The 18,469-nt window shown below is 69.7% G+C and carries 15 protein-coding genes; 10 read left to right on the top strand and 5 right to left on the bottom strand.

Features of this window, described 5'->3' with window-relative positions; genetic code table 11:
* The first annotated feature begins 4 nt into the window (after nucleotides 1-4).
* The 5 genes from GQ464_RS00495 (at nucleotide 5) to GQ464_RS00475 (ending at nucleotide 6,174) form a co-directional block, all read left to right on the top strand.
* Nucleotides 5-2,524 (top strand): FtsX-like permease family protein, encoded by a 2,520-nt coding sequence (locus tag GQ464_RS00495; protein WP_228350468.1) that lies wholly within the window; start codon nucleotides 5-7, stop codon nucleotides 2,522-2,524.
* A gap of 69 nt (nucleotides 2,525-2,593) precedes the next feature.
* Nucleotides 2,594-3,769: a lipocalin-like domain-containing protein gene (locus GQ464_RS00490; RefSeq protein WP_166975322.1), complete on the top strand. Its 1,176-nt coding sequence runs from the start codon at nucleotides 2,594-2,596 to the stop codon at nucleotides 3,767-3,769.
* Between the two features lie 108 nt (nucleotides 3,770-3,877).
* Nucleotides 3,878-4,348 carry a type I restriction enzyme HsdR N-terminal domain-containing protein gene (locus GQ464_RS00485; protein WP_166975319.1) on the top strand — a complete coding sequence of 157 codons (471 nt, stop codon included), beginning with the start codon at nucleotides 3,878-3,880 and terminating at the stop codon, nucleotides 4,346-4,348.
* Between the two features lie 358 nt (nucleotides 4,349-4,706).
* Nucleotides 4,707-5,711 (top strand): 3'(2'),5'-bisphosphate nucleotidase, encoded by a 1,005-nt coding sequence (locus GQ464_RS00480; protein WP_166975316.1) that lies wholly within the window; start codon nucleotides 4,707-4,709, stop codon nucleotides 5,709-5,711.
* A 13-nt stretch (nucleotides 5,712-5,724) separates the two neighbouring features.
* A complete protein-coding gene (locus GQ464_RS00475) occupies nucleotides 5,725-6,174 on the top strand; it encodes a DUF2721 domain-containing protein (RefSeq protein ID WP_166975313.1) in 450 nt (149 codons plus the stop codon).
* A 25-nt stretch (nucleotides 6,175-6,199) separates the two neighbouring features.
* Here the strand turns inward: GQ464_RS00475 and GQ464_RS00470 are convergent, their stop codons facing one another.
* The 3 genes from GQ464_RS00470 to lgt form a co-directional block, all read right to left on the bottom strand.
* Nucleotides 6,200-6,814 (bottom strand): CBS domain-containing protein, encoded by a 615-nt coding sequence (locus tag GQ464_RS00470; RefSeq protein WP_166975310.1) that lies wholly within the window; start codon nucleotides 6,812-6,814, stop codon nucleotides 6,200-6,202.
* Between the two features lie 131 nt (nucleotides 6,815-6,945).
* A complete protein-coding gene (gene nadC / locus GQ464_RS00465; protein ID WP_166975307.1) occupies nucleotides 6,946-7,845 on the bottom strand; it encodes a carboxylating nicotinate-nucleotide diphosphorylase in 900 nt (299 codons plus the stop codon).
* Between the two features lie 14 nt (nucleotides 7,846-7,859).
* The gene (gene lgt, locus GQ464_RS00460; protein WP_166975304.1) at nucleotides 7,860-8,672 is read right to left on the bottom strand and encodes a prolipoprotein diacylglyceryl transferase; all 813 of its coding nucleotides are present in this window, start codon (nucleotides 8,670-8,672) and stop codon (nucleotides 7,860-7,862) included.
* A gap of 236 nt (nucleotides 8,673-8,908) precedes the next feature.
* On the opposite strand from lgt, the gene GQ464_RS00455 reads away from it, so the two are divergent.
* Nucleotides 8,909-10,735: a gamma-glutamyltransferase family protein gene (locus GQ464_RS00455; RefSeq protein WP_166975301.1), complete on the top strand. Its 1,827-nt coding sequence runs from the start codon at nucleotides 8,909-8,911 to the stop codon at nucleotides 10,733-10,735.
* Between the two features lie 70 nt (nucleotides 10,736-10,805).
* Here the strand turns inward: GQ464_RS00455 and GQ464_RS00450 are convergent, their stop codons facing one another.
* Together GQ464_RS00450 and GQ464_RS00445 are read right to left on the bottom strand one after the other, a co-directional pair.
* Nucleotides 10,806-11,663, bottom strand: a complete 858-nt coding sequence (locus tag GQ464_RS00450; protein WP_166975297.1) for a LytR/AlgR family response regulator transcription factor — start codon at nucleotides 11,661-11,663, stop codon at nucleotides 10,806-10,808.
* Nucleotides 11,664-11,682: 19 nt separating this feature from the next.
* The gene (locus GQ464_RS00445; RefSeq protein ID WP_228350467.1) at nucleotides 11,683-14,241 is read right to left on the bottom strand and encodes a histidine kinase; all 2,559 of its coding nucleotides are present in this window, start codon (nucleotides 14,239-14,241) and stop codon (nucleotides 11,683-11,685) included.
* 160 nt (nucleotides 14,242-14,401) lie between these two features.
* On the opposite strand from GQ464_RS00445, the gene GQ464_RS00440 reads away from it, so the two are divergent.
* The 4 genes from GQ464_RS00440 (at nucleotide 14,402) to GQ464_RS00425 (ending at nucleotide 18,469) form a co-directional block, all read left to right on the top strand.
* The gene (locus tag GQ464_RS00440) at nucleotides 14,402-15,187 is read left to right on the top strand and encodes a TatD family hydrolase (RefSeq protein WP_166975291.1); all 786 of its coding nucleotides are present in this window, start codon (nucleotides 14,402-14,404) and stop codon (nucleotides 15,185-15,187) included.
* A 135-nt stretch (nucleotides 15,188-15,322) separates the two neighbouring features.
* Entirely contained in the window at nucleotides 15,323-16,396 is a 1,074-nt protein-coding gene (locus tag GQ464_RS00435) for a hypothetical protein (RefSeq protein ID WP_166975288.1), read from the top strand.
* 337 nt (nucleotides 16,397-16,733) lie between these two features.
* Nucleotides 16,734-17,768 carry a recombinase RecA gene (recA, locus tag GQ464_RS00430; protein ID WP_166975284.1) on the top strand — a complete coding sequence of 345 codons (1,035 nt, stop codon included), beginning with the start codon at nucleotides 16,734-16,736 and terminating at the stop codon, nucleotides 17,766-17,768.
* A gap of 11 nt (nucleotides 17,769-17,779) precedes the next feature.
* Complete coding sequence (locus GQ464_RS00425) at nucleotides 17,780-18,469, top strand: phosphatase PAP2 family protein (RefSeq protein WP_166975281.1); 690 nt, start codon at nucleotides 17,780-17,782, stop codon at nucleotides 18,467-18,469.

Here is an 18,469-nt window from a genome sequence, read left to right as displayed (position 1 = left end):
TCTCATGGCCCCGCTGCTCCTCCGTGCCGGTCTGCGCTACCTGTTGCGCCATCCCTGGCTGCTCGCGCTGTCGATACTGGGCGTGGCGCTGGGCGTGTCCGTGGTCGTCGCCATCGACCTGGCCAGCGGGAGCGCCCGCCGTGCCTTCGAGCTCTCGGCCGAGACGGTCACGGGGCGGGCGACGCACCTGGTCGTCGGCCCGACGGAGCGCGGGCTGCCGGAGGACGTGTACCGGCGGCTGCGCCTGGAGGCCGGCGTGCGGGCCGCCGCGCCCGTGGTGGAGGGCTACGTCGCCGCCGTGGCCGACTCGGGCCGGACGTTCCACCTGCTGGGGGTCGACCCGCTGGCGGAGGGACCGTTCCGCAGCTACGCCGGGCGGGAGACGGGGCTCGACCTGGGCGCGTTCCTGACGCAGCCCGGCGCGGCCCTGATGGCGGGCACCACGGCCCGGGCGATGGGGCTGGCTCCGGGCGACACACTGGTCGTGCGCGTCGAGGGGCGGCCGGCCCGGCTGCACCTGGTCGGGCTGATGGAGGGGACGGACACCCACAGCGCGGAGGCGCTCGACGGCCTGCTCGTCGTCGACATCGCCACGGCGCAGGAACTGCTCGGGCGGGTTGGCCGCCTGAGCCGCATCGACCTGATCGTGCCGGAGGGGAGGGCCGGCGCGGCGCTGCTCGAACGGGTCCGCGCCGTGCTGCCGCCGGGCGCCGAGGTGGTCCGCTCGGCGACCCGCACCGAGACGGTCGAGCAGATGACCCGTGCCTTCGAACTGAACCTGACGGCGCTGAGCCTGCTGGCGCTCGTCGTCGGCATGTTCCTCATCTACAACACGATGACCTTCTCGGTCGTCCAGCGGCGTCCCCTGCTGGGGCGGCTCCGGGTGCTGGGCGTGACGCGCCGCGAGGTGTTCACGCTGGTGCTGGGCGAGGCGCTGCTGATCGGGCTGGCCGGCACGGTGCTGGGCGGGCTGCTGGGGGTCGTGCTCGGGCAGGGGCTGGTGCGGCTCGTCACCCGCACGATCAATGACCTCTACTACGTGGTGACGGTACGGGAGCTGTACCTGGCGCCGCTGACGCTGGCCAAGGGCATCGCGCTGGGGCTGGGGGCGACGCTGGCGGCGGCGTTCTTCCCGGCCCGGGAGGCGGCCGAGACGCCGGCGGGGATGGTGCTACAGGCGTCGGTGCCGGAGGCGCGGGCGCGTCGCCGGGCGCCACGGCTGGCGCGGGCGGGCGTCGCCCTCGGCGGGGCGGGTAGCGTCCTGCTCCTGCTCTCGGGGCGGAGCATCGGCGGGAGCTACGCCGCGCTGTTCTGCCTGCTGCTGGGCTTCGCGCTGGCGACGCCGTGGGCGGTACAGCGAATGGCCCGGATTGCCCGGCCGGTGATGGGACGCCTCTTCGGCCTGACCGGGCGCATGGCGGCCTCCGGCATCGTCGCCGCGCTCAGCCGCACCGCCGTGGCCATCGCCGCGCTGACCATCGCGCTGGCGGCCACCATCGGCGTGGGCGTCATGGTGGACAGCTTCCGCCTGACGGTGGACACCTGGCTCGGCTATGCCCTGCAGGCCGACGTGTACGTGCAGCCGCCGAGCTTGGTCCTGCGCGAGGGGGAGGCGACGCTCCGGCCCGAGGTGCTCGAGCGCCTGCGCACGACGCCCGGCGTCGCCGCCGCCTACTCGGTGCGCCGCCTCGACGTGGCCTCGAACCACGGCCGCGTCCGCCTCGTCGCCGTCGACCGGGGGCCGATGACGCCGTCCACCTTCCGCCTCAAAGCGGGCGACCCGGATGTCGTCTGGTCCACCTTCGAGGATGGGGCGTCGGTCCTCGTCTCGGAGCCTTACAGCTACCGCCACCGCACCGGCGTGGGCGACACGCTCCGCCTGCAGACGGACCACGGAGAGCGCCCCTTCGTCGTCCGCGGCATCTACTACGACTATGCCTCGGACCGCGGCGTGGTGCTGATGAGCCGCGCCACGTTCGAGCGCCACTTCGACGACCGCCTCCGCTCCGGACTGGCCCTCTATGCCGCGCCGGGGGAGAACCGCGATGCCCTGATGGCCCGCCTGCGCAGCCGGGTCGAAGGGATGCAGGAGGTCTTCATCCGCTCGAACCGCGCCCTGCGCGAGGCCTCGCTGGAGGTGTTCGACCGCACCTTCACCGTCACGGTGGTGCTGCGGATGCTGGCCGTGCTGGTGGCCTTCGTGGGGGTGCTCAGCGCCCTGATGGCCCTGCAACTCGAACGCGCCCGCGAGTTCGCCGTCCTGCACGCCGTCGGCATGGAGGCGGGCCGGCTCCGTCGCCTGGTGACGCTACAGACAGGCCTGATGGGCCTCTTCGCCGGGCTGCTCTCCATCCCGCTGGGCCTGCTGCTGGCCGGCGTGCTCGTCCACGTGATCAACAAACGCTCGTTCGGCTGGACGCTCCAGCTCGACGTGCCGCCGGAGATGCTCCTGCAGGCCGTCGGCGTGGCCCTCGTCGCCGCCGTCCTGGCCGGGCTGTATCCCGCCTTCCGCATGGGTCGGTAGGCGCGTTTCGCGTTTTGCGTTGCACGTTCAACGTTCAACGTGAAAACATGGAACGTTCAACATGAAGACATGAAACATTTCCCTTTTCTTCTCATCGCGACGCTCGCGTTCCTTGCCGCTGCGGGGTGTGCCGGCGAGGAGGCGTCCGTCCGGGCGACGGTCACCGTGGCCGAGGCCATGGCGGCGGACACGGCCGGCTATGCCCGTGCCACGGCGGTGCGGCCGTTCGTCTTTCCGGAGGATCACGGCCCGCACCCGGACTTCAAGAGCGAGTGGTGGTACGTCACCGGCAACCTGGCGGCCGCGGACGGCCGGCGCTTCGGGTACGAACTGACGATCTTCCGCTTCGCGCTGGCCCCGCCGGACGGCACCGCGCGGGCCTCCGCCTGGGCCACGCGCCAGCTCTACATGGGCCACTTCGCCGTCACGGACGTGGCCGGTCGGCGCTTCTTCCCGTTCGAGCGTTTCAGCCGGGGAGCCGCCGGGCTGGCGGGTGCGCGGGCGCGCCCGTTCCGCGTCTGGCTCGAAGACTGGTACCTCGAAGCCGACACCACGCAGCCCGCGCCCGACCCCGCGCTGCCGGTGATGCGCCTGCGGGCCCACGAGGACGGTACGGGCGTCGATCTGGTGCTGCGGCCGCTGAAGCCCATCGTCCTGCAGGGCGACCGCGGCCTCGACCCCAAGGGCGACGACCCGGGCAACGCCTCGTACTACTACTCGATGACGCGCATCGCCACCGAGGGCACGGTTACCGTCGATGGGGCGACGTTCCCGGTCGAGGGGCTGAGCTGGATGGACCGGGAGTGGAGCACCAGCGCCCTCGGGCCGGATCAGGTCGGGTGGGACTGGTTCGCCCTGCAGCTCTCCGACGGGCGGGAACTGATGTTCTACCGGCTCCGGGAGCGGGACGGCGGCATCAGCCCCACCAGCGACGGCGTCCTCGTCGCCGGGGACGGCACCCCGCGCCGGCTCGACCACACGGACGTGGTCGTCGACGTGCTCGACCGGTGGACGAGCCCCCACAGCGGCGCCGTCTACCCCGCACGCTGGCGGCTGCGTGTGCCGCGCGAAGCCCTCGACCTGACTCTCACGCCGCTGCTGGCCGATCAGGAGATGAACGTGTCCGTGCGCTACTGGGAAGGCGCCGTGCGCGTGGAGGGCACCGCCGCCGGAAGCCCCGTCGAGGGCCACGGCTACGTCGAGCTGACGGGCTACGACGAGGCCGGCGTGACGCCGGGCGGGTGAGGAGGCCGGCGTGCGTGCCGGTCCGATGCCGCGGGCCGGGACGGATGGCATGGAGCGTGACGCCTGGCGTATTTTCCTGAAGCAACCCTTCGCATCGTCCACAACCCCATGACCGACGCCACGGCCCGGCCGCCGCTCAACCTGCCGCCGTACGATTTTCTCGTGCGCGAGATCGACGGGAAGGCGATGATCTTCGATCCCGTCCGGAAGAAGTACGTGCGGCTGACGCCGGAGGAGTGGGTGCGCCAGCACTTCGTGCAGTACTTGATCCGGGACCGGGGGGTGCCGGCCGGGCTGGTGGCCATCGAGGCGGCCTTCACGTATGCCCGGATGCCGCGCCGCGCCGACGTCATCGTGCACGACCGGTCCGGCCGCCCGCTGCTCATGGTCGAGTGCAAGGCGCCGGACGTCGAGATCCGGCAGGCGGCCTTCGACCAGGCCGCCCGCTACAACACCGTCGTACGGGCGCGCTACCTGGTCGTCACCAACGGCCTCGTCCACTACTGCTGCCGGATCGACCACAGCGCGGGCACCTATCATTTCCTGGACGCCCTGCCTCGCTACGAGGCGCTGGGCTGAACGTTTGCGTTTCGGGTTGCACGTTTCGGGTTGCACGTTTCGGGTTGCACGTTTCGGGTTGCGCGTTTCGGGTTGCATGTTTCGGGTTGCATGTTTCGCGTTGAGCCGCACGTTGCGCGTTTTCCGAACCTCCACCGGCCCGGTGTTTCGGAAGAAAATCCGTTCTGATCCGTCCTCCTCCGTGTGCCATGTGGGGCTCGAGGGGGAGGCACAGAGTCCTTCGAGTCTTCGTGTCTTTGTGGCAAAACACCTTTTCCCGATCCTTCATCCCGGCTGCGTTGCATTGGTCGGGAGGAGGGGCTATACTCGGAGGCGACCGGTTCGCCGGGGCTTCTCAACAGCATCTTCCCTTCACTTCATGGAAGAAAACATCCCGTATCACCACGAGCGCAGCGTGGCCGTCGCGGCCGTGCGCGAGGCCGCCCGGCTCTGCCGGGCCGTGCAGGCCGGCATCTCACCCGACGTCATCCAGAAAAAGGACCGCAGCCCCGTCACGGTGGCGGACTATGGCAGCCAGGCCCTCGTCTGCCGGATGCTGGCCGAGGCCTTCCCCGAGGACCCGGTCATCGCCGAGGAGGATGCGGCCGCGCTGCGCCGGCCCGAGAACGCCGCGACGCTGGAGAAGGTGGTGGGCCACGTGCGGGCGTTCCATCCCGCGGCCGGGGCGGAAGACGTGCTCGCCTGGATCGACCACGGCGGGGCGCAGGAGCACAGCGCCCGCTTCTGGACGCTCGATCCCATCGACGGGACGAAAGGGTTCCTGCGGGGCGAGCAGTACGCCATCGCCCTGGCGCTCATCATCGACGGAGAGGTGACCGTGGCGGCGCTGGCCTGCCCGAACCTGCCGGTGGAGCCCGGCGCGGTGGAGCGGGGCGTGGTCTATGCCGCCATCCGGGGGCAGGGCACCGTGCGCGTGCCGCTCGCGGGCCCGGGCGCGATGGTGCCCGTCCACGTGAGCACGCTCGAGGACGTGACACAGGCCCGCTTCTGCGAGTCGGTCGAGTCCGGCCACAGCTCGCACGACGACGCCGCCCGCGTGGCCGAGGTGCTCGGCATCACGGCCGAGCCCGTGCGCCTGGACAGCCAGGCCAAGTACGCCGTCGTGGCCCGGGGCGAGGCCGACATCTACATGCGCCTGCCCACCCGGCCCGGCTATGTGGAGAAGATCTGGGACCACGCCGCCGGCATGCTCGTCGTCACCGAGGCCGGCGGCATGGCCACCGACGTCTTCGGCGCGCCGCTCGACTTCAGCCGGGGCTACCGCCTCGAGAAGAACACCGGCGTCATCATCTCGAACGGCCGTTTCCACGACCGCATCATCGCCGCGCTGGAGGCCGTCGGGGTAGGACGCACCGCCGGGTGATCCCCGGACCGCCATGTCGCTCTCGGACCTCGTCGCGACGCTGCAACTGGCCATCGGGCCGGTCATCCTCATCTCGGGGGTGGGCTTGCTCCTGCTGAGCATGACCAACCGTTTCGGCCGCGTCATCGACCGGGCGCGGCTCCTGCGGCAGGACCTCCTGCTCGGTGCCGGGGCGGATCAGCGGCAGGTGCACGCCCAGCTCCGCATTCTCTGGCAGCGGGCGCGGATCGTCCGGGCCGCCATTGCGCTGGCCGCCGTGAGCGTGCTGCTGGCGGCGTTGCTCGTCATCACCCTGTTCGTGGGAGCGCTGCTCGGGCTGGCCGTTACGGTGGCCCTCGTGGGGCTCTTCGTCCTCTGTCTGGCCGCGCTCATCGCGGCGCTCGTGCTCTTCATCGTGGACATCAACGTGTCGCTGAAGGCCCTGGGGCTGGAGATCCCGCCGGAAGACCGGCTTTCCCGGTGAGGGGCGCGTGTCGGGCCGGTACCGGCTAGGTGTGGGGTCGGCGCACGGTGTAACCCTCGCGGCGCAGGGCGTCGGCCAGGGGCTCGGCCGCCGGTGCGTCGACACGCAGGACTACCTCGGTATGATGCTTGTTGGCCGGATAGGTTAGCACCGCGTGCAGGTTCACGCCCCGGGCGGCGATGCGGGCCACCAGCGCCGTCAGCCGGTCCCGCTCCTCGTCCAGTTGCACCACCAGCCGGCTTCCAGGCACCTCGACGCCGGTCATTCGGACGAAGGCGTCCAGCAGGTCCGTCACTGTCACGATGCCCACCAGCCGTCCGGATTCGACCACGGGCAGGCAGCCGATCCGGTATGTGCGCATCTTCAGGGCGGCTTCTTCGACGGGATCGTCCGGCGTCGCAGTCTTCGGGGCCCGCATCATCACGTCCGCTACCCGTGCCTCCGGCGGGAAGGGTGCGGGGTGCAACGCGCTCGTCGCAAAACGCAGATCGCGGTCGGTCACGATACCCACCAGACGCCCCGTTTCGACTACGGGCAGGTGCCGGATGTCGCGCTCATGCATGATCCGGTAGGCGTCGGCCAGGGTGTCGCCGGGGGCAACCGTGACGACCGGGCCGTACATGATGTCCTGTACCAGCATGGAGATACCCTCCGCATCCGGTGAAGCCGTCGAAAGGTTCTCTCGTGCAGGGCTCAACCTGCAGGCAAGGTCGCAAAAAGTGGGGTGGCGCGTTGTGAGGGAAAGCCGGTATGCGGGTGTAGGAAGGATCCCTACAGCGAGGCGCGTTCGAGGTCGATCTTGAGCGAGAGGTCGAGGGCGCGCACGGAGTGGGTGAGGGCGCCCGAGGAGATGAAGTCGACGCCGGTGGCGGCGATGGCGGCGACGGTGTCCGGGGTGACGTTGCCGGAGGCCTCCGTCTGCACGGCCCCGCCGATGCGGGCGACGGCCTCCCGGAGGAGCGAGGTGTCCACGGAGCCGTCGTCGCGGCGGCGGGCCATGTTGTCGAGCAGGATGACGTCCACGCCGCCGGTGGCGAGGATGGCCTCCACCTCGTCGAGCGTGCGGGCCTCGACCTCGATCTTCAGGCCGGTGCGGCCCGTGGCATGGCGGTAGCGGTGGGCGGCCTCGATGGCGGCACGCACGCCCCCGGCGGCGGCGATGTGGTTGTCCTTGATGAGGATCATGTCGAAGAGGCCGATGCGGTGGTTCTCGCCACCGCCCAGGCGGACGGCCCACTTGTCGAGCAGGCGCAGGCCCGGCGCCGTCTTCCGTGTGTCGAGGATGCGGGCGGGGCGGGCGGCCCCGGCCATGCGGTGGGTGGCCGTGGCGATGCCGCTCATGCGTTGCAGGAGGTTGAGGGCCGTCCGTTCGGCCGTGAGCAGGCTGCGGGCCGCCCCTTCGACGATGCCGAAGACGGTGCCCCGTGCGACGGCCTCGCCGTCGGCGGCGTGCCAGTGGACGCGTACGGCGGGGTCCACGGCGGCGAAGACGCGCTCGGCCACGTACAGGCCGGCCAGCACCCCGTCCTCCTTGGCGAGGAAGGCGGCTGTGGCCCGTGTGCCTTCGGGGATGGTGGCGAGCGTCGTCACGTCGCCCGGGCCCACGTCCTCGGCCAGGGCGCGGGCGATGAGGTCGTCGAGGGCGTCGTCGGTCAGGTAGGGCGGGAGCATGGCGTGGGCGGGCGTCAGGGTGTCACCGGAGGGGCGTTCCGGCCGTGCCGGTAGGCGTGCCAGAGGAGCACGCCGCCGGCGGCGACGGCGGGCAGGCTGAGCAGCTGGCCCATGCTCAGGGGGAGGGCCTCGCCGAAGGCGGCCTGCCGCACCTTCACGAACTCGATGAAGAACCGCGCCGTGAAGACGAGCACGAAGAAGAGCCCGAGCAGCAGCCCGCGCGGCGTCCGGTTGCCGAAGCGGCGGTACGTGTGCCGGAGCAGCCCGAAGACGAGCAGGTAGGCGAGCGACTCGTAGAGCTGGGCCGGGTGGCGCGGCACCGCGTCGACGCGGGCGAAGACGACGGCCCAGGGGACGTCCGTCTCGACCCCGAGGATCTCCGAGTTGAACAGGTTGCCGAGGCGGATGAAGGCGCCCGCCAGCGCCGTCGGCACGGCGATGCGGTCGAGCAGCCAGAGGTAGGGCTGGTCCGGTGTCCGGCGGTGGTAAAGGTAGACGGCGATCAGGATGCCGAGCGCCCCGCCGTGGCTGGCCAGCCCGCCCTTCCACACCTGCGGGATTTCGAGCGGGTGCGAGAAATAGTAGGCCGGGTCGTAGAAGAGGACGTGCCCGAGGCGGGCGCCCACCACGGTGCCGGCGAGCAGGTAGAGGAGCAGGCGGTCCAGGTCCGCCTCGGGCCTGCCCTCGCGGCGATAGACCGACCGCATGAAGAAGTAGCCGAGCACGAAGCCCAGGGCGAAGAGCAGCCCGTACCAGCGCACGCTGAAGGGGCCGAGCGAGAAGAGGACCGGGCTGACGTCCCAGACGAAATACGAACGGTCGGGCATGGGAACGACACGGCAGGCGGTTGATCGGGCGGGGACCCGTGCGAAGGCCGCGCCAACCTACGACAAAATCCGCATATTTGCAGCAGCACCCGGGGCCGCGGGGTGCTTGCCTTAACGCGCCGGTATGGTTACGTTGGTTCCCGGCGGGCGGGGCGCCGGTTTCGGACGGGTGTACGCCCCGTGGCACCGGCCCCCCGCCTGTTCCGGCATCCCTCCAGGCCAAGCTTTCTCATGCCATGCGTATCTTCAGCCTCTTTCTCACCCTGCTTCTCCTTCCGATGGTGGCCCGGGCCCAGCAGACCGCCAAGCCGGTGTTGCACGGGCGGCACTGGGTGGCCATCACCGGCAAGCCGCTCGGGGCCACGGCCGGCGCCGCCGTCTTCATGAAAGGTGGCAACGCCGTCGACGCTGCCTGTGCCATGCTGGCGGCCACCGCCACCATGTGGGACGTCCTCGGCTGGGGCGGTGAGACGCAGGCCCTCATCTACAACCCCCATACGGGCAAGGTCATCGGGGTCAACGCCCTCGGGGTGGCCCCGACCGGAGCCACGGCCGCCTTCTTCAAGGAGAAGGAGATGAAATACCCGCCCGAATACGGCCCGCTGGCCGCCGTCACCCCCGGCACGCCCGGCGGCCTGATGGTGATGCTGGCCGAATACGGCACGCTCAGCCTCCGGGAGGTGCTCGAGCCCGCCATGCAGATGGCCGAGGGCTATCCCATCGAGGCCCAGACCGCCGACCAGATCGAACGGCAGAAGGAGCGGATCAAGGAGTGGAAGTACGCGCCGGGGGTTTTCCTGCCTCATCTGGGCCAGGAACGCGAGGCGCCGTATCCGGGCGAGATCTTCCGCCAGCCGGATCTGCTGGGCACGCTGCAGAAGCTCGTCGAGGCCGAGGCGGCGGCGCTGGCCGAGGGCAAGAGCCGCAAGGAGGCCATCTATGCCGCCTACGACCGCTTCTACCGGGGCGACATCGCCCGGGAACTCGTCCGCGCCGTGCAGGAGGAGGGTGGCCTCCTCACGATGGAAGACCTGGACCGCTGGCAGGTCCGTCTCGAAGAGCCGGTCATGACCACCTACAAGGGCATCGAGGTCTATAAGCTGACCACCTGGACGCAGGGGCCGGTCATGCTGCAGATGCTCAACATGCTCGAAAACTTCGACCTGCAGGCCCTGGGCTACAACAGCGCCCGGTACATCCACCTGCTCTATCAGGTGATGAACCGGGCTTTTGCCGACCGCGACTTCTACTATGGCGATCCCTACTTTCCGCCCGAAGAACCGCTCGAGGGGCTGCTTTCGAAGGAGTATGCGAAGGCGCGGATCCGGGACATCGACTGGGAGAAGAACGACCCGGACGTCAGGCCCGGCGACCCGTATCCCTTTCAGGGGGGAACGAACCCGTACCTGGAGTACCTGGAGCAGTGGACCGCCGTCACCCCCCGGAGGCAGGACGAGGCGGGCTTCGAGGCCGGCTTCTACGCCGGCACCACGTCCATCCAGGCAGCCGACGCCGAGGGGTGGGTTGTCTCGGTGACGCCCAGCGGGGCCTGGATCCCGGCCGTCATCGCCGGCAAGACGGGGATCGGGCTGAGCCAGCGCATGCAGAGCTTCGTCCTCGATCCGGCGGAGAACCCGTTCAACGTCGTCGAACCCGGCAAGCGTCCCCGCGTCACGCTGACGCCGGGGCTGGCCCTCCGGGACGGGAAACCCTTCCTCTCGTTCGCCGTCCAGGGCGGCGACAGCCAGGATCAGAACCTCCTCCAGTTCTTCCTCAACGTGGTCGAGTTCGGCATGAACGTGCAGGAGGCGGTCGAGGCGGCCAACATCAACAGCTTCCAGCTCAGGTCCTCCTTCGGCGAGCACGAGTCGCGTCCGGGCCGGCTGCTGATCCAGGAGGCGACGCCGCCCTGGGTGCGGAAGGCGCTGCGGGAGATGGGCTATGAGCTCCGGACGGACGAGCGCACCTCCGGCCCCATCAACGCCATCTACTTCGACCGGGAGCACGGCACCTTCTGGGGCGGCTCCAGCCACCACGGCGAGGATTACGGCATCGCCTGGTAGGGCCGGCCTCTCGGGCTAATCGGCGGATCGACGTCGACCCGTCTCCGGTCCGTGTGCCGTGCGGGGGGCGTCAGAGCAGCAGGCGTTCCTTCAGGAGCCGGGAGCGCTCGCGGCTGGCAATGACCTCGTGCCCGCCCGTGAGCAGGAGCTTGTAGCGCCCGCTGAACCAGGGGATGAGCTCGCGGATGTGCGCGTACTGCACGATGGCCGAGCGGTGCACGCGCATGAAGGCTTCGGGGTCGAGGTGCGCCTCGAGCTGGTCGAGCGTGTAGCTGACGACGTGCTGGCGCAGCCGGGGTTTGCCCGGGCCCTGCGGTTCGTCCAGGACGAAGACGCGGGTGATGCCTTCGCTGATTTCGACAGCCACGATGCGTTCGACGGGGACGATCAGGATGCGGTCGCGGTAGGGGATGGACAGCTGCTGGAGATAGGTGCCGTCGCGGTCGGTGTGGGCCGGGGGCGGCGGGGCCGGGCGGGGGCGCTCCGCCTCGGCGTGGGCTTCCATCCAGTCGAGCAGCCGTTCGAGGCGGTCGTCCCGGTCGGCCCGGGCGCCCGGGTTGCCGGCGAGCCGCTCGGCCCGCCCGACGGCCTCCTCCAGGCGTTTCCGGGCGATGGGCTTGAGGAGATAGTCGACGGCGTTGGCTTCGAAGGCACGCAGGGCATAGTCGTCGTAAGCGGTGGTGAAGACGACGACGGGCCGGCGTTCCGGGTCGAGCCGTTCGACGACGCCGAAGCCGTCCATCTCGGGCATCTGGATGTCGAGGAAGATCAGGTCCACCGGCCGGCGGGCGATCAGGTCGAGGGCGGCGGGGCCGTCGGCGGCCTCCCCGGCGACCTGCACCCGGCCGGCCGTTTCCATCGGTTTGAGCAACCGGGCGAGCCGGCGGCGGGCCGGCGCCTCGTCGTCGACGATGAGCACGCGGAGCATGGGCGTCAGCGGGTTGGAACTACGGCGTGTTGGTTTCGGGGCGGGGGGGGTGTTCCGTCGTACCGAGGCCGTCCCCGGTGGAGGACCGGGGGGCGCCGGCAGGGGCGGGGATCAGCAGGCAGGCGGTGGTGCCCTCACCGGGGCGGCTCTCGATCTGCAACAGGTCGCTTCGCTGGTAGAGCTGTTCGAGCCGTTGCGCCACGTTGGTCAGGCCGAGGCCATAGATGCCGTCCGGCGAGAGGGCGCCGCGGCCCGTGTCGAAGAGGGCCGGGATGCCCACGCCCGTGTCGGCCACGACGATCTCGGTATGGCCGTCGTCGAGGCGGCGGGCCGTGATGCGCAGCCGTCCCCCTTCCCGCTGCTTCTCCAGCCCGTGCTTGACGGCATTCTCGACGAGGGTCTGTACGGCAAACGCCGGCACCGGCGTGGCGAGGGTTTCCGCTTCCACCTCTGTCTCGATCCGTAGCTTGTCGCCGAAGCGGGCCTTCTCGATGGCCAGGTAGTGACCCACGAGGTCCAGCTCCGCCTCGAGGGGGATGAACGGGTGGCCGCTCGTCTGGAGGATGTGCCGGAAGATGGCCGCCAGGTTTTCCACGACGGCCTCGGCCTCTTCGGGGCGTTCCTCGATCAGGGAGACGATCGTGTTGAGGGCGTTGAAGAGGAAGTGGGGGTTGATCTGCGCCCGGAGGGCGACGAGCTGCGCTTCGGCGCGCTGCCGGGCCAGCGTCTTTTCCCGTTCGACCAGGTTGAGCCGTTCGACGGCCAGGGCCAGCTGGCCTCCGAGGGAGCGGAGCTGTTCGAGGTCTTCGAGGTTGTAGACGGCCCGTCGCTTCTTTTTGGTGCCGAGGATGAGCAGGCCCATCGGGGCCCCGTCCCCCTGGATGGGGACGACCAGCGCGGCGCCGCGCTCGACGAGCAGGCGGGCCGGCTCGGGGGGCAGGGTGCTTTCGTTCAGTTCGGGGTTGCGGGCCCAGATGCGCCCCTCGCGTTCGAAGTGGGGCCAGATGCGGTGAAAGAGGCGTTCGGTCAGGTAGGGCGGCTCGGGGTGGTAGGCGCTGGAGACCCAGGGGCCGGTCGTGCCCGGCGGCCGGATGAACAGGATCGCCGAGCGGGCATCGTAGGCCCGGCCGACCACCTCGACGGTCTGGCGTACGAGCGTGTCGAGGTTGAGGATAGAGCGCATCTGTTCCTGGAAGCGACTCACCTGCCGGTGGGCCCGCTGCCGGTCCGTGGCGAAGACGTGCCGGGCGTAGGTGCGGATGAGCCGGGCCAGCCGCTCGAAGACGACCAGCAGCAGGATCAGGTAGAGGCCGGCCACCACGTAGCGCGGCGCCTGGACCCGGGCGAGGTAGGGGTCGATGAGCGTCATGCCCCCGACGAAGGCGAAGAACAGCAGCCCGAGGACCGTCAGGTAGGTCAGCGCGCGGGTGAGCACCTCGTCGACCTTGCCGTGGCGCAGCGGGGCGGCCGAGACGAGCATCACCGGGGCGAGGTAGAGCAGCTGCGCGCACACGATCAGCCAGCCGGCCGTCGTGTCCGTGACGGCGCCGAGGATGGGGACGACGCCGAGGACCGAGAGCGCCGTGATGAGGGCGGCGCCGAGGATGAGCGCGCTGCCCGTCCGGCCCCAGCTCCAGAGGAGGGCCTCGGCCCGGGGGCGGTCCAGGGCGTAGAGCCCCAGCACGAGCAGGGCCGCCGTGGCGATGTAGCACGAGGCGTAGAAAAGGATGGGGACCAGCAGCCCGTCTAGCGTCAGCGGGCCGAGCGGGCCGTGCCAGGTGGTCAGCACGGCCGCCAGGCCCAGCAGCCCCGGCGTCGCGTACATCGGGAGACGATCCGGTGCAAACCGCCTGCGGCGCGCCGGGTCGGGCTCGTCCAGCCGGGCGTCGCGCAGCACCTTGCGCAGGAGCAGCACCGGGAAGGCGATCCAGCCCGCCAGGCTGGCGAAGGTGAGGGCCTCGAACAGGCCGGCGTAGAACCCCGTGGCACCCGGCGGCCCCAGCAGCGTCACGAGCAGGATGCGCAGCAGGTTGCCGAACATCCACAGGAAGGAGACCAGGATCAGCATCAGCGGCGGCCAGGCCGCCCGGCTGCGCAGGGCCAGCGGTCCGGCGATGAAAAGCCCGAGCACGTGGAGGAACGTGCCCAGGGTGAAGCCCCAGATCGAGAAGTGCCAGAGGGCCGAGGAGAGGGGATACAGAAACGTGGGATAGGGGGTGAAGCGCACCGGTGCCGTGATCACCCGCCCGTCACGGATCACGTAGTAGGTGCGTACCTGCCCGGGCTCGATGCGCTGCGTGGCGCTCTTGAGGTCCTCGGCGCTGAAATACTGGAGTCCTTCGAGCATGTAGAACACGTCGCCCTCGCGCAGGCCGGCTTCGGCCGCCGGACCCCGGGGGAAGACGTACGTGGCCCGGATCCCGTCGTCCGCATCCTCCCAGACGATCCAGGCATAGCTGTGTGGAGCCGCCGTCGGCCAGGTCCCCGTCACCCGGTGCACCGCGACCCAGTCCACCGCCATGCGGCCGAGCGGGATCAGCGCCACCAGCGGCGCCACCGCCACCAGCAGCCCGGCCATGCGTCTGAAGCGTTGCACCCCCATGATCCGAAAAGCTTCAAGAAAACTTTATCGCGTTCTGGACCTGATAAGCAGATCCCGCGGGAAGGTTCGTCTGGACATTGGGTATCCGTTTCTGGATCTTGGTTTCGGCTTTTCGTCATCGCATTCCCGTACCACCTTGCTCATCGACACACACGCGCACCTCTACCTGGATCGCTTCGACGAGGACCGCGACGCCATGCTCGAACGGGCCCGGGCCGCCGGGGTCGGCATCATCCTCATGCCCGCCATCGACGTCGCGTCGATTCACCGCGCCCTCCGGCTCTGCGAGACGTACGAGGGGCTCTATGCCATGGCCGCCCTGCACCCCTCCGAGACGAAGACGGCCACCGGGGAAGACTTCGCGGCGGTCGCGGCCCTGTGCGACCATCCGAAAGTCGTAGCCGTCGGCGAAAGCGGGCTCGACTACTACTGGGACCGCTCCTTCGACGAACGGCAACAGGCTTTCTTCCGCCGGCACATCCGCCTGGCCGCCGAGAAGGACCTGCCGCTCGTGCTGCACAACCGGGCGGCGTCCGAAGACCTCGTCCGCATCCTTCGCGAGGAGCGCCGCGCCCTCGCCCGGCCGGAGCGGCTGCGCGGCGTCTTCCACTGCTTCGAAGGGCCGGCGGCGCTGGCCGAGGAGGCCGCCGCGCTGGGCTTTCTGATCGGGGTGGGAGGGCTGCTCGTGAACAAGAAAGCCGTGGCCCGGGCCGTGGCCGGCGCGCCGCTGTCGCAGATCGTGCTGGAGACCGACGCCCCCTACCTGGCGCCCGAACCGCACCGGGGACGGCGCAACGAGCCGGCCTACCTCCGCCTCGTCGCCGAACGGCTCGCCGAACTCAAAGGCCTCACCGTCGAGGAGGTGGAACGCATCACGACCGGGAACGCCCGGCGGCTCTTCGGATTGCCGGCGGAGACGTGAGGCGTCCTGCGCACCCGCACCGCATGGCGCGCCCCCCGCTTAACAATCGCGGGGGACCGACGATCCTTCGAGTACTTCCCGGCGGCAACCGGCCGGTTCCGTATCCGTCTGTCTTTCCAGTCGTGTTCCCTCCTCATGACGACGATCGAACTGCGGCAGCATATCGACGCGCTGCTGGCGGCACTTGGCAATGATCGGGTGCTTCCCCGCTACATCTTCATCCTGGCGCGGGGATACCAGCAACTCGCAGACGAACTGATGGAACTCGTGCACGTGCGTAACCGAACGCAGTTTTTCAAAAAACAGCAGGTTACGCAGGACCGGTTCTATGATGTGCGGAAGCAGTCGGACACGTTCCCGCCGGGTCACGTCTTTCACGAAGCCATCCAGTTACTGGAACTGCTGGAGCGGGTGCGGGCGGCCTTTGCCACGGAGGAGGAGCAGGCGATCCGCGAGGTGCATGCCCTGGTCGAGCGCTTCTACGGGGCCGCCGAGCAGTACGCCCGCTCCGGAAACGATGAGGCCTTTGCCGCCCTGCTGACCGAAGCCAGCCACCTGTATCCGAGCCTGATCTCGATGCGGCGGCTTCTGGGCACCCTCCGCGCGGTGCTTTTCGACGAGGCGGAGGCGTCCGGGGCGGAGGCGTCCCTGTCGGTACACTTCCGGCACGCCCGTACCTACGGCGCGGTGGTCGAGAAGCTGGCCTCGCTGGAGCGCGCCTACCTGGAGATCTGCGACGCGGCGGAGGTCTCGACCGAGGCCTATCCCCTGAAGATCGCCAAGGTGGAGACGGGCGGGGTCGAGCGGGGAGGACTCTGGGTGGTCGTGCGCGGCGAGGCACACATCCTCGACGTGCTGGGCTCGCTGATCGGGCGCTTTGCCCTGTTTCTCTACCGGCGCCTGGCTACCGGAGAGGGCCAGGTGTTCATCTCCGATCGGGTGCTGGCCAACCAGGCCCTGGTCAACCTGACCGACGAGCTGGAGCGGATCGGGTACCGGTTCGGCTCCCGTGAGGAAGCCCGGCTCCAGAAAACCGCTCTGCTGCTGCGCCGGGATCTGGTGACGCTCCTGGCCGGCGAACCCTCGGTGCGCGTCAACGACCAGCTCTTCGAGGTCGAAGCGGGTGCCTGGCCGGACTACATCTCCGAGAGCATGCAACTCCTGCCGAAGTACAACACGGTGGTGCACCTGAGCGAGCAGGCCGGCTGACGCACCGGGGCCCGACCGGCGGCCGTTTCCCGTGCCGGCGTGGTGGTGCAACTCCCGTCGCCCTGCAGGGTAGTAGTTCCGGTGTAGAGCCCTGCAAAATGTGTGGGGCGCGGGGTTATATTGACCGGTCCCGTGTGTCTTAATAAAGAGATGCCGGCCGGTGTGCACGCCGTTCCGGGCAGGCGGCCCGCCGGGCCGGGGCTTGGCTGCACGATGTCCCACAGGTTTTTGCCGGCTATGACACCCGGATGACACCCACATTGCCTAGCTTGCCGGGGTGCGATCCTTTCGCAGAACCGACCCGCTTTTCCTTACACACACGAACGGCAGAGAGAACATGGTAGATTCCGCAAAGCAGCGCGCGCTCGAGCTGGCGCTGAAACAGGTTGAGAAAAATTTCGGCAAGGGGGCCATCATGCGGCTGGGGGATGCGCCGGCCGTCCGGATCGAGGCCATCCCGACCGGCTCGCTGGCCCTGGATGCCGCGCTCGGCGTGGGCGGGGTGCCCCGGGGGCGTATCGTCGAGATCTACGGCCCCGAATCCTCCGGGAAGACGACGCTGGCCACCCACATCATGGCCGAAGCGCAGCGCCTCGGGGGCATCTGTGCCTTCATCGACGCCGAACACGCTTTCGACCCCAACTACGCCAAACAGCTCGGCGTGGACATCGACAACCTGCTCGTCTCCCAGCCCGATACCGGCGAAGACGCGCTGAACATCTGCGACACACTCGTGCGCAGCGGTGCCCTCGACGTGATCGTGATCGACTCGGTGGCCGCGCTCGTGCCCAAGGCCGAGATCGAAGGGGACATGGGCGACAGCCACGTCGGCCTGCAGGCCCGCCTCATGAGCCAGGCCCTGCGCAAGCTCACCGGCACGATCAACCGCACGAAGACCGTGCTCGTTTTCATCAACCAGATCCGGGAAAAGATAGGCGTCATGTTCGGCTCGCCGGAGACCACCACCGGCGGCCGCGCCCTCAAGTTCTACGCGTCCGTCCGCATGGACATCCGGCGCATCGGGGCCGTCAAGGAGGGGACCGACGTGATCGGTAACCGGACACGGGTGAAGATCGTGAAGAACAAGGTGGCCCCGCCTTTCCGCGAGGCCGAGTTCGACATCATCTACGGTGAGGGCATCTCCGCCCTCGGCGAACTCGTCGATCTGGCCGTGGACCACGACATCATCCGGAAGAGCGGCTCCTGGTATTCGTACGGCGACGTCAAGATCGGGCAGGGGCGTGAGGCGGCCAAGGCCTGGCTCCGCGAGAACGAGGACTTCCGGGCCGAGATCAAGGAGCAGGTCAAACAGGCCATCGGAGCCATGCCGGCACCGGACCGCGAGGTCATGGACGGGGTGGAGGAGGTCTGAGGGCGCCGGTCATGCGCTTCGTCGGGCTCCTGGTGCTGGCCGGGCTCGGCGCCGGAGCGGCCTGCGCGCAACCGGCGGACACGCTGTCGCTTGATGCGCGCCTCTTCCTGCACGTCTACCGGGCCGACCTGCCCGGGGTAGACCCGTACCTGCACGCAGTCGATGCGACGGCATATCCGGTGTTCTTCGGCGCTCCGGCGGTGGCCTGGGGCGCGGCCCTCGTCGAAGGGGGCGTCGTCCGGGAGGCCGCCTACCGGCTGGCGTTGAGCTGGGGTACGGCGGCGGCAGGGGTTTTCGGGCTGAAATACCTGGTGCGTCGCCCGCGGCCCTACGCTGTGCTTCCGGGCGTGCGGGGACGAACCGGCCGGCACCGCACGGGGGGCGAAGGCGTCATCGATCCCTATTCCTTTCCCTCCGGGCACGCCACCCTGGCCTTTGCACTGGCGACGTCGTGGAGCCTCTCCTACCCCCGCTGGTACGTGGTGGCGCCGGGGATGCTCTGGGCCGGGAGTGTGGCACTCAGCCGCGTGCGCTTCGGGGTGCATTATCCGTCGGACGTGCTGGCCGGGGCCCTGCTCGGCGCGGGGGTGGCCGCCACCGTTCACCTGCTCCGCCACACGCTGACCCCGGCCTTCCTGCGTGCGGACGAACCGGCTTCCCGGACGGGTACGCCGGTGGTTCATCTCCGCATCGTGTTTTGA

It is taken from the genome of Rhodocaloribacter litoris, assembly GCF_011682235.2.
GTDB classification, from domain to species: Bacteria; Bacteroidota; Rhodothermia; order Rhodothermales; family ISCAR-4553; genus Rhodocaloribacter; species Rhodocaloribacter litoris.
The sequence above is the reverse complement of the archived record's forward strand: the minus strand, read 5'-3'. Positions and strand labels throughout refer to the sequence as shown.

Coding starts and splice junctions, on each gene's coding strand:
- GQ464_RS00495 (WP_228350468.1), top strand. CDS start 5: ATGGCCCCGCTGCTCCTCCGTGCCGGTCTGCGCTACCTGTTGCGCCAT.
- GQ464_RS00490 (WP_166975322.1), top strand. CDS start 2,594: ATGAAACATTTCCCTTTTCTTCTCATCGCGACGCTCGCGTTCCTTGCC.
- GQ464_RS00485 (WP_166975319.1), top strand. CDS start 3,878: ATGACCGACGCCACGGCCCGGCCGCCGCTCAACCTGCCGCCGTACGAT.
- GQ464_RS00480 (WP_166975316.1), top strand. CDS start 4,707: ATGGAAGAAAACATCCCGTATCACCACGAGCGCAGCGTGGCCGTCGCG.
- GQ464_RS00475 (WP_166975313.1), top strand. CDS start 5,725: ATGTCGCTCTCGGACCTCGTCGCGACGCTGCAACTGGCCATCGGGCCG.
- GQ464_RS00470 (WP_166975310.1), bottom strand. CDS start 6,814: ATGCTGGTACAGGACATCATGTACGGCCCGGTCGTCACGGTTGCCCCC.
- nadC (WP_166975307.1), bottom strand. CDS start 7,845: ATGCTCCCGCCCTACCTGACCGACGACGCCCTCGACGACCTCATCGCC.
- lgt (WP_166975304.1), bottom strand. CDS start 8,672: ATGCCCGACCGTTCGTATTTCGTCTGGGACGTCAGCCCGGTCCTCTTC.
- GQ464_RS00455 (WP_166975301.1), top strand. CDS start 8,909: ATGCGTATCTTCAGCCTCTTTCTCACCCTGCTTCTCCTTCCGATGGTG.
- GQ464_RS00450 (WP_166975297.1), bottom strand. CDS start 11,663: ATGCTCCGCGTGCTCATCGTCGACGACGAGGCGCCGGCCCGCCGCCGG.
- GQ464_RS00445 (WP_228350467.1), bottom strand. CDS start 14,241: ATGGCCGGGCTGCTGGTGGCGGTGGCGCCGCTGGTGGCGCTGATCCCG.
- GQ464_RS00435 (WP_166975288.1), top strand. CDS start 15,323: ATGACGACGATCGAACTGCGGCAGCATATCGACGCGCTGCTGGCGGCA.
- recA (WP_166975284.1), top strand. CDS start 16,734: ATGGTAGATTCCGCAAAGCAGCGCGCGCTCGAGCTGGCGCTGAAACAG.
- GQ464_RS00425 (WP_166975281.1), top strand. CDS start 17,780: ATGCGCTTCGTCGGGCTCCTGGTGCTGGCCGGGCTCGGCGCCGGAGCG.